This window comes from Moraxella sp. CTOTU48841 (assembly GCF_032061225.1).
GTDB classification, from domain to species: domain Bacteria; phylum Pseudomonadota; class Gammaproteobacteria; order Pseudomonadales; family Moraxellaceae; genus Faucicola; species Faucicola cinerea.
The window spans coordinates 59,279-72,576 of record NZ_DAMBFQ010000002.1; the positions used below are offsets into that span (position 1 = coordinate 59,279).

Consider the following 13,298-nt stretch of genomic DNA (forward strand, 5'->3'; position numbering starts at 1 on the left):
TTTTGATTGAGTCACGGTTGCTAATATTAGTGATAGGCTGAAAAGGAGAAACTTTTTAATGTTTATAAATATTAGATAAGTTTTAATAGGGCTTCAGCCGCACGCTTCATATCCAAGAACACTAGACCCAATTTTGCATTTGGTTTGGTCAAAATGGTCAATACCGCTTCTGTACCCGATGCCGACATAATCACATAGCCTTTTTCGCCTTGTACCATGACGCGCTCGATACTACCACGCGCGAGTTCTCGACCTGCACGGTCACCGAGTGATAGTAGCGCCGCTGACATCGCACCGACACGGTCTTCATCAATGCCCGCTGGCAATGCTGACGCAATCATCAAACCATCGGTCGAAATTAACGCCGAGGCTTCCACGTCAGCTGAAGAGCTGTTTAGGTCGTTTAAGATTTGTTGGAACATATCGGTACGCATATCAAGAACCTTTTTAGTAAACAAAATTAGGGGTTAGTGGGCAAATTTAGTGGGCAAAATAAAAATAAACTTGCACCCATGCGATCCGTATTAAAATCATTCTTAATTATGGCTGGCATGGTGCAAAAATAATAGGGCAAAAATAGATGGGAAATGTTATTAAGTGAGGGGCTGATTAAGCGGCGCTCATCGGTGGTTTATGGAGGTTAACGGTTCAACCCCTGTATCCAATCTATAATCGCAACTGAGTATCAAATAACGTTTTGCTGGGTAGTATGATAACATAATTTAATAAAATTTTTACATTTTATTACAATACAACGAGACTGAAAAATTTTAGTGAGCGTCTGTGATATTCATAGGATAAAAAAAGCCAAGACAATAACCGCTTGGCTTTTAATAATTAACTATAAGAAAACCGTAACTATTAAGGCTGTTTAGCGTGAAGCACTTGTTGGTGCAAACGCGCCAATCCATCCACCATGCGCTGCTGCAAGATAGCGGTAATTTCATTTCGGGTTTTACCCGCAGGGTCAATGGCTTGTAGCGGCAACACATACGCTTTAGTAGGACGATTATCGAGCACACGTTTGACGCTATCTATCAAGCCAATATCGCCATAATACGGAATGTTTTGGTCAAGCTCGCCATCTTGGTTGACATAGCAAATCACAATCGGTTGAATGAGCACTTGGCTGTCCATCGCAGACTGCAATAAGTTACCATATATACGTTTAATCGCTGTGCCGTCTGTGGTCGTCGCTTCTGGGAAGAAAACCACGGGTGAGCCTTGCGATAAAAACTCACTCATTTGCTCACTGATTTTACTGGTATCGCCCGAACCGCGCTTGATAAATAAGGTATTGGCGGTGGACGCCATCCATCCAATCACCGGCCAATGCGCGATTTCGGCTTTGGACAAAAAGAAAGTGGGTACAATACTACCCACCACAGGGATATCGAGCCAAGAGATATGGTTGCTTGCCCATAGCGCGTGATGTGTCGGTATTGGCTCAAGTGCAGTCACCTCAATGCCTAACGATTTGAGCGATTTTTTACAGAATTTTTGAATCAATTGGATGATTTGCTGATTATCGGGATTTGGTGTGCGGCTAATTTGCCAAGCATAGCCAACCCCTGTTTGAATCGCAGCCATTAAGCTCATAACGCGCTTGCTGCGTTGCCACTGGGTCGCCAAATTCTTTTTACTGTAGGTAGCAGGTTGTCGCAGTTGTTTTGCCGTTTCGCTTAGTAGGTTGTTAATCGTCAGCACAGATGGGGTGATGTTAGAGTCAGATTTTTGCATAAGGTAAATATGTGAGTGAAAAATTGTGAATGTAGTATAGCAAATTATCGAGCACACGGCTTATTAGGTCTGCTTGACTTTTAAAGATCAGCAAACAGGATTTATCTTGGTTAATATTATCACCTTTGCCTTTATCAATAAACAAGTTAGTGCAAATAGTGCTGATAGCGCGGTTTGACCTGTTCAAACGGCAACCAAACAAACACATCGGCACAATCAAACTCAGGATCATAACAAGCCGCTGCGCCAAGACTACAGCCCATTTTGACATACATTTTTAACAGCGCTGGCAAGGCAAAATTTTGCGGATTCGCCAAATCCACATCAGCCACTTGCGCCAAGTCGATAGCGGATAATTTGTCTTCTGGCAATTTACGGGTCACTTTGACATCTAGCTTGGTGCTATCAAGCTGATAATCTAACCAGTTTTGCACATTGCCCTCTTCCATCGGAACTGAGGCACAGCCCATAAACGCATTGACATTGTAAGCTTTGGCGACTGCCGCGATGGATTCCCACAAATGATTAATCGTGGTAATACCTCGGTAATCTGGGTGCACACAGGTGCGACCGATTTCTAGCACATTATACGGGTAATCATCGAGCAAGCGACCCAGTTTAAACTCATGCTCGCTATAGAACTGCCCAGCTTTTATCGCGCCGTTTTTATCCAATAATCGGGTGGTTGCCACCGCGAGTGGTTGCCCAAAACTATCTTGTTTGGTTTCGTCATACACCACCACATGGGTGCAATAATTATCAAAATCATCCCGATCTAGCGGCTGCTCCGAGCTTGGATGAAACCCCCCAAAACTTACAGAAAACGCTTGGGTAAAGGTCAAAGTGCGTAGGCGCTGGGCATTGAGTAAATGCTGCTCGGTTTGTAGCGAAAACTTATCCTCACTCACGTTAATAATCACTGACTTAAATAACGGGCGTTGGCGGGTACTTGGGCGGCTAATCGTTGGCTTCACCAGCGGCGCTAGGGTCTCTACCACAGCCATATCAGCAAAATTATGTTCCAGCAACTGCGCAACAAACTGGGTATTAAAAAGACTATCAACAGGATAAGTGGCGATATCTTCGTATAATTTGGCGCCGTTATTTTGTTCTACAAAATTAGTTTGTTCTACAAAATCAGTCATCTTACTGTTACCTATGGTGGTTTTTGCTATGGCATTAGCCAGCTGCTGAGCGAAAAATGCCTTTGCTTGTCATTGACTCATTGTCAAAGCTACAAAGCCCCCATCATCTAATTGGATGGTTAGTCAGTCTGGATGAATTCAGTATGCGTGACACCAGTGTCGTTTCAATGACGTTTTCATGGCAAAACCATGACCAAACCTACGCCTTTACCCCCGTTTTAAGTTACTAATTGTAAATTTGACTAAAAGTTCTGCAAAAAAACCTTATATTGATATACATAATCCATCTATCGTGTCTAGCGCTTTTCTAACGCGGCTGTCGATTATTTAAGCGAATGATTAACTTAATAGACTTAAATAGTACACTTATAAATAGACACATTTTTACACTCACAACGAAAGGATAAATCATTGGAGTATTTTGAGCGTTATGAAGGTGGTGAAAAAGCCATCTTAGTCCATTTAAATATTACCCATCTCAATGACCCAGACGATTTGGAAGAATTTGAATTGCTGGTGGATTCGGCAGGGGCGCAAAAACAAGCCTTGGTCACGGGTACGCGGTCTAAGCCTGATGCCAAATACTTTGTGGGTACAGGTAAAGCTGAAGAAATCGGGGAACTTGTCAAACAATACGAGGCAGATATTGTCATTTTTAACCATAGTTTGACCCCATCGCAGGAACGTAATATTGAGCGCTTGGTGCAGTGCCGTGTGCTTGATAGAACGGGGCTTATCTTGGATATTTTTGCACAGCGTGCGCGAACCTACGAAGGTAAACTGCAAGTTGAGCTTGCCCAGCTTAATCACTTAGCGACTCGCTTGGTACGCGGCTGGACGCACTTGGAGCGCCAAAAAGGTGGTATTGGTCTACGTGGTCCAGGCGAAACCCAGCTTGAAACCGATAGACGCTTGTTACAAGTGCGTGTCGGGCAGCTCAAAGCCAAGCTTGATAAGGTCAAACAAACCCGCGCACAGGGTCGTGCCAAACGCCAAAAATCCTCGGTACCGACAATTTCACTGGTCGGTTATACCAATGCCGGTAAATCCACCTTATTTAACACCCTCACTAATGAAAATATCTATGCCGCCAATCAGCTATTTGCGACGCTTGACCCGACGCTACGGAGTGTGTCATGGTCGGGCGTGGGTAAGGTGGTACTTGTCGACACGGTCGGTTTTGTCCGCCATTTGCCGCATGAGCTAGTGGAAGCCTTCCATGCCACGCTAGAAGAAACCTTAGAGGCAGATTTGTTGCTGCATGTCATTGATAGTCATCGTGAAGACATGCATGAGCAAATCGCCGCGGTACAATCTGTGTTAGCGGAAATTGATAATCAAGTGCCTGTGCTAAATGTGTTTAATAAAATTGACCTCACAGGTGAGCCGCCGCACATCGGTTATAGTGATAAAGCCAAGCCCAATCGGGTGTATGTCTCTGCCCATAAGGGGTTAGGTATCGAGCAACTCACCCTTGCCGTGCAGCAGTTATTGGTAGGTCAATTACAGCGGTTTGAATTAACCTTACCGGCCAATTTTGGACAATTGCAACACGAACTGCATAAGTTAGAAGTGATTGAAGAGCTCAGCTACGATGAAACGGGTCAAACCAAACTGACTGCCATGATGTCGGTGGACAAGCTTAAGCAGTTGTTGGGTGAATTTGGTATCGCACCTGAAGAAGTGTTGTCGCAAGCGCAAGCCAAACTGCTTGCGCCAGTGCTTGAGCCATTTGAACAATTACTACAGCAGCAGCCATTGGATACTGCCGACGAGACATAATTTTGTAGCCATTGACACCATCAGACCTGCATCAATCTTAAGTCGGTGCAGGTTTTTTTGGTTTAATAAACGACCTTACGACTCGATAAAATAAGCTGATGGGCTATGCGTTAATTAAATCTTAAAAATATATTCAACACTTTGTCATTTTTTTGTCATGTAGCAAATGGGCGGTGAGATTTTTTTCGGTTTTATTGGTGTTTATTTTGTTTTATTTGTTATAAATATCAATTATTTAGGTCATTTTCCCCAATTTATGTGGATAACCATGTGGATAACTTCTGACTTGACAACAATAAACCGCATATTGCTATAGGTTATCTCTAAATTGGTTATTTTTTAACCAATTATTTTAGTTATATAAATCATAGAGTTATAGTTTTTTGCAAAGTGCAAGCAAAAAATTTTACTTTTTTTTTAAGTTTTAAGGCTTGAAAATCTGATAGTTTTTATGGCTAAAAATTTTGAACCCTTTTTTTTCTAATCCGTATCATCCTACCCAAAAGTTCTACAAGTTTTTTGGCAATTTATCCCCTTTTTTCCCCTTATCTGATTTTTTGTAAACTTTAACCAGTTTTTGACAGATTTATGGTATATTTCATGCCAATTCTTTTATAATATTGTTATCAAATGTCATTGAAACATAACGAATTTTATCTTTTTATGTCAGTTTAAAGAATTACGCTAACTTCAAATTTTATAGTCATGTGCTTTACCGTGACGTATTGTCGAAAATTTTACATAGGTATATTTATGGTATTGTTTGCAAAGAAACCTCGCCTAGCCTATTTGCTATCGGCTTCCCTATTGTCATTGGGTGGTTTGGCAAGTATGGATGCAGCGAACGCTGGCAATATGTATGTGTTTAAAGATAGCAACGGTCAGGTACTGTTGACCAATGTAGTCAGCAACAATCGCCCTGCAGGAAATAATTTCCAAAATTTTACCAAAAAAGTCAAAGTGACTTATTATGCGGATACCAATGTGCATAGTTATAGCAATTGGGGCGCCAATGAAGCTGCCGTACCTGCCAGTGCGCGTGGCAACAAAAATAGCTACGATAGCATGATTTTGGCTTCGGCGCTGCGTCATGGGGTCGATCCTGCATTGATGAAAGCCATGATGCATACTGAATCAGGTTTTAATCCCAATGCGCGCTCACCTGTTGGGGCTCAAGGGTTAATGCAATTAATGCCCGCGACAGCTAGACGGTTTGGTGTGTATAATGCTTGGAACCCTGCGGAGAACATCGAGGGCGCAGCCAAATATTTAAAATTCTTACAAAGCCGTTTTGGTAATATCCAGCATGTGATAGCGAGCTACAATGCGGGTGAAGGCAACGTCATAAAGTATGGCGGTATTCCCCCCTTTCGTGAAACTCGTGACTATGTACAACGTGTGTTAAGCCGTTACAACAATCTATATCGTAATGACCCCAATCTTCGCTCTAGCACTAGCAGCAATGGTTTGCAAAATGTTAGCTACAATTCCGCTAAATCTTATACTATCGTCCGCTAGCAAGCGTGTCTATCACCGCAAAGCCAGAAGCCTAAAGCCAGTTTAATACTGGCTTTTTTTATGTTACAAATTTATGCCACTTTTCCCTTTAATTTGTTGCATTAAACGCTATTATACTAATCATCATCGTCAACTTATTGTTGATAAGTATATTTTATCGTTTGATTGTCTTTAGGAAACCGTCATGTTACGAATTGGCTTATTTCTTTTAACTAACCTAGCGGTAATGGTAGTGTTTGGTATCGTCATGAACATCATTGCGCCAATGCTAGGGTTCAATTTGGGCGGCACAGGCACGACTAGCCTGCTGGTGATGTGTTTCATCTACGGTATGATAGGGTCTTTTGTATCGCTGTTGATGTCAAAATGGTTGGCAAAGCGCTCTACAGGTACGCAAGTTATTGAACAGCCTTCTACCCAGTTGGAAGTTTGGCTGGTCGAAACGGTTCGCCGTTTAGCGCAAAACGTCAATATTGATATGCCAGAAGTGGGTATCTTTGATAATCCATCGCCCAATGCCTTTGCGACAGGTTGGAATAAAAACAAAGCTTTGGTTGCTGTATCGACCGGGCTACTACAATCGATGAACCAAGAAGAAGTCGAAGCGGTACTTGCTCATGAGATTGGTCACGTTGCCAATGGTGATATGGTAACCTTAGCGCTTGTTCAAGGGGTGGTTAACAGCTTTGTAATGTTCTTTGCGCGCATTGTGGGTTTATTTGTAGATCAGGCGGTATTTAAAAATGACAGCAACTCACCTGGCATGGGCTATTACATTACCAGTATGGTGTTAGATATTGTTTTTGGTATTGCCGCACAAGCAGTGGTCATGTGGTTCTCTCGTTACCGTGAATACCGTGCTGATGAAGCAGGCGCGCGTTTGGCGGGTAAATACAATATGATTGCTGCGCTTGAAGCATTAAAACCTGCCAGCCAGCATCCTGACTATATGCCACAAGGCATGAAAGCCTTTGCGATTAATGAAGGTAAAGGGGGCTTTAGTTTTGCCCAGTTATTTGCTAGCCACCCCTCCCTTGATGACCGTATTGCCCATTTACAAAAATTGGCTTCGTAATTATTTTGACCACTTGTTTTAACAATGTAAAAAACCCAATCAGTGATTGGGTTTTTAATTAGCTTTAAATACACTTAGAAAATACCTTCAACAGTATTAAAATGACTTATTTAGCCAGTTTTTGTGCATCCATGGCATCTTTGTGTAGACGGGTATTGAGCTCATCGATGATTTCAATCCAACCTGCATCTGCACGGTATTCGTCTTTTAAAAATTTACGTTGGTTGTCGCTCCAAAAAGGTGCATCGCTCAGCTGGACTGATTGCGCCAGTTGATTTTCTTGAATAAATTGTTCAACCGCAGCATCATCGCCATCCATACCCATTTGTTCAAACAACATATTAATGTTTCTTTCGCCATCTGTCATCATTGTGGTTCTCCTAGTACTGTTAAAAGTATCAACGTTTAGTATCAACGTTTAAAAGTATCAATATTTATTTTAATGTCATTATTTTTTAGCACTTATTTTATTCAAAAATTATCAAAAAGTGCCACAGGTTGTTTATATCGTCAGACCATTCTAATAATATTTAGTCTAATACTATCTAAATAGTCACTTCAGTGTAGCCAAAATTGGGTAAAAAAAATGTGATTTGATTGTATAGTGTGGTTATTTCATGTAAAAAAACCAGCCTAATGAGACTGGTTTTTTTATCAAGTTAAAAGATTGTAACCTAATTAGTTGGGTAATAAGTGGCTTACTGCATCACGCTCTTCAGCCAATTCAGTTTCAGTGGCTTTCATTTTTTCTTGTGAGAAAGCCGATGAAACGTCTAGCCCTTCAACAATTTTCCAATCGCCATTTTGACAAGTACATGGGAATGAGTAGATAAGACCTTTTTGGATACCGTATTCACCGTTTGAGTAAACACCCATAGATACCCAATCATTCTCGTCAGTGCCTAGTGCCCATGAACGAATGTGCGCAATCGCAGCGTTTGCAGCAGACGCTGCTGATGAGGCACCCCGTGCTTTAATGATGGCAGCACCACGTTGTTGTACGTTAGGGATATAAGTACCTTCGTACCAGTCACGTTGTACTTGCTCTAGGGCAGGTTGACCTTTTACCGTAGTGAAAGTCAAATCTGGGTACTGGGTTGAAGAATGGTTACCCCAAATGATCATTTTTTTGATGTCATTCACAGTGGTTTCAGTTTCTTCAGCCAATTGCGCCATACCACGGTTGTGGTCAAGACGTGTCATCGCTGTAAAGTTACGTGGGTCTAGGTCTGGGGCATTGCGCTGTGCGATTAAGGCATTGGTGTTAGCTGGGTTACCCACAACCAATACTTTGACATTACGACTAGCGTTGTCATTTAACGCTTTACCTTGTGCAGAGAAGATGGCGGCGTTGGCTTCTAGCAAATCTTTACGCTCCATGCCAGGACCACGAGGACGGGCACCTACCAGTAGTGCATAGTCCGCATCTTTGAACGCAACATTAGCGTCGTCAGTTTGTACGACGCCCGCTAGCAATGGGAATGCACAATCTTCAAGTTCCATTACCACACCTTTTAAAGCTTCTAAGGCTGGCGTGATTTCTAATAATTGTAAAATGACAGGTTGGTCTTTACCTAACATATCACCCGATGCGATACGAAATAATAATGAATAACTGATTTGACCAGCAGCACCAGTCACCGCAACACGAACAGGCTGTTTCATTGAAAGCTCCTATTATGATAAGTACAAGATCCTTTGCAAAAGCAAGGCAGTGAAAAAAGCAGAAAAAGTTGTCTAAAAAAGCTTGCCTAGTTTATCACTTGTCACCATCAAAGACCATAAATTTATGGAGTCAATTGTCGGGTGAGCTTGACAATTATGGGTTCAAGACCATCAAACACCAAGATAGAAAATACTGAAAACTAGGCAAAAACTGATACCGCCATCCCTCAATAATTACCATCAATCAAAAACTGATTGGGGCAGGTATAAGAGCGGGTGGCACATTGGGCAAAACGTCCATTGTTGTCATAGCACACGTTGATATAGGTCAATACAGATTGACCTGCACTATTTTTTTGACAGAAAAAATTAAACGAGTTTGGCTTCATGCCGGGGTTTAAAGATAACAATTGGCGGCTAAAACCACTGGACGCGAATCGATAACTGCGACCGCTACTGAGTTCTTTTGGGAGTTTTAATTGACTGGCAAGCGAGTTAATGGTACGAAAATAATTAGGGGTACTTAGACCACTACAGCGGCCATACTGCTGCCAGATATTTTTGCGAATATTACCATCTGGAATGACTTTTGAGGTGATCTTTTCTTGCAGTGGCGACATGCTATAGCGGCTATTACTACAAGACTGGTTCGCCACCCGATAAAAATTCACTGTCATCGGGTTGCCTTCGATACATTGGCGAAGATTACCCATGTATGGGTTGAGCTTGCAGACAGCAGGGGAGAATTCTACCCCTAAAACACTGTCGGCATGGGCAGCTGGGGTTACTAAAGCACCCATAACCGCCAAGCAGCTGAGTGACAAGCAGCCAACTGACAAATAGCCGCTAAACTTTGCCCTTTTTTGATGACTTGAGTTGATAACTAAACTAGCTAAATTTGCCGCCGCCTTATCATCTTTAAACTGTAATGGAAACTGTAACGATGCCCATTTGACGGCGTGTGATGCCGCGTGCAAGTTGGTAAAATCGAGTAACGTTTTTAGACAAGATGACAGCATAACAATTAAACCAAATAGTTGGTGATTAAAAACAAGCAGGTTGTTTTAACGTTTACAGTGAGCTTTTAAATTTACAGTGAGCTTTTAAAATAGAAGTGACAGCAGGGGTTGTTGACCTATCAATTTTTTGCTTGAAAAAACTTAATTTTTTCCCATTGCAACTAACCTTAATGAGTCATGTCAATTTTTTGAAATCATACTGATTAGGTCAGAATTTGTAAACCCTGTATATACTAAAAAACAACAGTAATTTATTGACTATTATCAATCAATTAGCTGTTGTTTTTTAGCGGATTTAGCAGGTTTATTTAATTCAAATTAATTTAATATTTAGCAGCAATGGTACCCATACGCTGAGTAATCGGTTGGTTACTGCCGCCAAGGAGCACATCATAATTGGTGGCATTTTCCATCACGGCTTTGACATAATTGCGTGTTTCTGAATAAGGAATGGTCTCAACATACTGATCGGCCGCTAGGCTACCGTTCTCAGGTTGCCAAGTTTTGGCCTTACCTGGTCCTGCATTGTAGCCCGCGGTGGCTAATACAGGTTGACCACCCAATTTATTTAAAATATCGCCCATATAATACGTACCATAGCGGATATTGGTATCGCCCCCTGCGACGCGAGATGGTTCATACGGTTCGCCCAATTTACGTGCGATATAGCGCGCGGTGTCTGGCATGATTTGCATCAACCCCCCTGCCCCGACACCCGAACGCGCGCCGATATTAAAACGACTTTCTTGACGCATGATGCCATACGCCCACGCAGGATCGATTCCTGCTTGGCGGCTGTATTGCACGACACTAGACTGATGGGGCATCGGGAATGCCAGTGCCGAATTTGGAATCGTTTTGGTAGACTCCAATGCATAGATAGCACGGTCGTACCATCCCATGTCCGATGCGGTTTGCGCCGCTGCCAAAATCATCGTCTCATCACCACGGTCTCGTGCTTTTTTTACCGCCCAGTTCCATTCACGGTTGGTATAGGAAGGATTGGCGGCAAGTTTATAGAGGGTAAATGCACGATTAAAGAAACTATCGTTTGCGAGGCGTGAGTAATCACTATTGCTCACCGGTGGATTGGTCGGCAATCGGTCAAAACGCTGCCCCAGTTGGTCTTTGGCAAGCAGTCCATAATAGTCATTGGTTTGCGCCAATTGACTAAATAGCTGATTGGCTTGTTGACGCTGCTGGTTAGTGCCGCCCAATTTGTAAGCTTTGGCAAGCCAATATTGCCATATCGGTTGCTGCTGATTTTTATAGTCCATTGCGCCAATGGCTTGTGCCAAATCTGACCATCGGCTATAGCGTATCGCTGCTTGGGCATAGTTTTCGGCTTCTTCATTGTTAAATGGTACGCCCAGACTTTTTTGCATCCAATCAACCGCGTCACTACTAAACCCTTGATCGGTATTGACGCCCATCCTTGCCACACCCAAGGTACGGTAGGCATATTGACGGGTTTTGGCATCAAAAAACTGCGGATTTCTCCCCAAATCATAGTTGAGCTGCATCGCCGCTTCACTGACAGATTTTTTGGCAAGTTGCCCTAATCCGTATAGATATAAATATCGATTGCTGGCAGTCGCTGGCATACTTCCGAGTTGTGAGAAAAACGCATTGGGACTGCTACTGACGCTCATGAGCTGATTGTAGCTCATCTGCACGCCCAATCGGTTGGCAAGTTGCACGATGTCACCGTTGTTGCCCGTGCGTAGCATACGGTACAGCCGCTGCTCACGGTCATCATTGCTAACCATACGATTGCCATTGAGTTCTGTCGCCAACTGTTGGCAAAGTTGTGGCAGTTTTTTATCCGTGTTGAGCCAAACATTACCTTTTTCGGTATAAGCACGCATGCTATCGCCACCGTGATTGAAGCCTAACGCAATGGCACAAGCTTCACTGGCATCAGGATTGGTTACGTAGCTTGCCACTTGTCTAACCGCATCATAATCACCCATCCGCGCTTTGGTTTCCGCATAATCCGCCGCCAATTTTTCTGCCATCGCAGTTTGTGGATAACGGTTAGCAAAACTCACAATCGTTGATGCAGGCTGAGTATCTAAGTCTTTATTGAGCTGCCAATATTCTGGATACATGTCTAGACTGCCACCCGCCATCATTTGCTGATAGTTGCCCATTTGCGATAAGTTGCCACGGCTAGCTTCACGTTCAGCTTGGTTAAAATAACTATCTGCGGTGCTAGGCGTCCCTACAGAATAGCTACTTGCACAAGCAGATTCTGCAAAAACAGCAATCACACCGCATGAAATCATCGAAAGCTTGAGATTTTTCATAATAATTGGTAAGACCTTTAACTAGGATAAATAAATAGGATAAATAGGTAAAAAATGACAAAAGTAATGTACAAATGGTTAACCTTGCTGAAGCGATTATAACGATTGTCGACTAAAAAAAATTTACTCAAATCTCAACTAATTGTATAAAAATGTTGCAGCTTATTTTATATAACGAATAGTTTTTTATTTTTAAATTTAATTAACTATAAATTATCAATTATTTGGATTATGATAAGACTATTATTAGCTAACTAAATGCGATAAGCCATGACCCATACCCAGCACGCCCTAAATATTCAACAATACCAAGACAAATCCCACAACTACCTTAATAGCGCTATTCATGCGCAAGGCGCTGAGTTCGACAAAATAAAACAGTTGATTGAGGCTCACAAGCTTGCGCATATATTAGATTTGGGCTGTGGCGGTGGGCACGTCAGTTATCAGGTGGCACCTGTTGCCACGTCAGTCATTGCTTATGACATTACCCCTACGATGACCGAAGTTGTCGCCAGCCAAGCCAAAACACGCGGCCTAACCAATATTACCACGCAAATCGGTAAAGCAGAAAAATTACCCTTTGCCAATCAGCAATTTGATGCCATTATCACGCGCTATTCGGCGCACCATTGGCAAAATGTACCACAAGCGCTGTTTGAAATGCATCGCGCCCTAGCTGACGGTGGCAAAGTGGTGATTGTCGATGTGTTGGGTAATAGCAACCCCGTGCTCAATAATTTTTTACAGACCATTGAAACCATCCGCGATCCCAGTCATGTCAAAGATTATAGTCTTGCCGAGTGGTTGTATTTTGCAGAAATCACCGGTTTTAGCGTGGCGACTGTCGAGATGCAAAAACTGGCGTTAAATTTTGACAGTTGGGTCGCCCGTATGCATACAGCTGATACCAGCATACAAGTGATTCGAGCCTTACAAAAAAATTGTGCCGCGCCCGTTAGACAATATTTTGAGATAGATGAGGCTGGCAATTTTAGCACCGATGTTATTTATTTAGTGCTGTCAAAATAATCACTACCGCATC

Annotated in this window: 11 protein-coding genes; 4 read left to right on the plus strand and 7 right to left on the minus strand. The window is 42.6% G+C overall.

Annotated features, from left to right (window positions below):
* Positions 1–71 precede the first annotated feature (71 nt).
* From RT034_RS02985 to RT034_RS02995, 3 genes are all read right to left on the minus strand, one after another.
* On the minus strand, positions 72–434 hold the full coding sequence (locus tag RT034_RS02985; RefSeq protein ID WP_313013525.1) for a roadblock/LC7 domain-containing protein: 363 nt from the start codon (positions 432–434) through the stop codon (positions 72–74).
* A gap of 427 nt (positions 435–861) precedes the next feature.
* Complete coding sequence (locus tag RT034_RS02990) at positions 862–1,740, minus strand: lysophospholipid acyltransferase family protein (protein WP_313013527.1); 879 nt, start codon at positions 1,738–1,740, stop codon at positions 862–864.
* A 146-nt stretch (positions 1,741–1,886) separates the two neighbouring features.
* Positions 1,887–2,885 carry a GNAT family N-acetyltransferase gene (locus tag RT034_RS02995; protein WP_313013529.1) on the minus strand — a complete coding sequence of 333 codons (999 nt, stop codon included), beginning with the start codon at positions 2,883–2,885 and terminating at the stop codon, positions 1,887–1,889.
* Between the two features lie 411 nt (positions 2,886–3,296).
* Between RT034_RS02995 and hflX the strand changes: the two genes are divergently transcribed.
* The 3 genes from hflX (at position 3,297) to htpX (ending at position 7,260) form a co-directional block, all read left to right on the plus strand.
* Positions 3,297–4,667: a ribosome rescue GTPase HflX gene (hflX, locus tag RT034_RS03000; protein WP_313013531.1), complete on the plus strand. Its 1,371-nt coding sequence runs from the start codon at positions 3,297–3,299 to the stop codon at positions 4,665–4,667.
* 753 nt (positions 4,668–5,420) lie between these two features.
* Complete coding sequence (locus RT034_RS03005) at positions 5,421–6,185, plus strand: lytic transglycosylase domain-containing protein (RefSeq protein ID WP_313013533.1); 765 nt, start codon at positions 5,421–5,423, stop codon at positions 6,183–6,185.
* A 184-nt stretch (positions 6,186–6,369) separates the two neighbouring features.
* Positions 6,370–7,260, plus strand: a complete 891-nt coding sequence (gene htpX / locus RT034_RS03010; RefSeq protein ID WP_313013537.1) for a protease HtpX — start codon at positions 6,370–6,372, stop codon at positions 7,258–7,260.
* Positions 7,261–7,366: 106 nt separating this feature from the next.
* Here the strand turns inward: htpX and RT034_RS03015 are convergent, their stop codons facing one another.
* The 4 genes from RT034_RS03015 to RT034_RS03030 form a co-directional block, all read right to left on the minus strand.
* Complete coding sequence (locus tag RT034_RS03015) at positions 7,367–7,630, minus strand: DUF2789 family protein (RefSeq protein WP_050324722.1); 264 nt, start codon at positions 7,628–7,630, stop codon at positions 7,367–7,369.
* A gap of 308 nt (positions 7,631–7,938) precedes the next feature.
* A complete protein-coding gene (locus tag RT034_RS03020; protein WP_007116966.1) occupies positions 7,939–8,925 on the minus strand; it encodes a malate dehydrogenase in 987 nt (328 codons plus the stop codon).
* A gap of 227 nt (positions 8,926–9,152) precedes the next feature.
* Positions 9,153–9,944 (minus strand): T2 family ribonuclease, encoded by a 792-nt coding sequence (locus RT034_RS03025; RefSeq protein WP_313013542.1) that lies wholly within the window; start codon positions 9,942–9,944, stop codon positions 9,153–9,155.
* A 323-nt stretch (positions 9,945–10,267) separates the two neighbouring features.
* Positions 10,268–12,253, minus strand: coding sequence for a lytic transglycosylase domain-containing protein (locus RT034_RS03030; protein WP_313013544.1), 1,986 nt, complete (start codon positions 12,251–12,253; stop codon positions 10,268–10,270).
* A 270-nt stretch (positions 12,254–12,523) separates the two neighbouring features.
* On the opposite strand from RT034_RS03030, the gene RT034_RS03035 reads away from it, so the two are divergent.
* Complete coding sequence (locus RT034_RS03035) at positions 12,524–13,285, plus strand: class I SAM-dependent methyltransferase (RefSeq protein WP_313013546.1); 762 nt, start codon at positions 12,524–12,526, stop codon at positions 13,283–13,285.
* Positions 13,286–13,298: the final 13 nt, after the last annotated feature.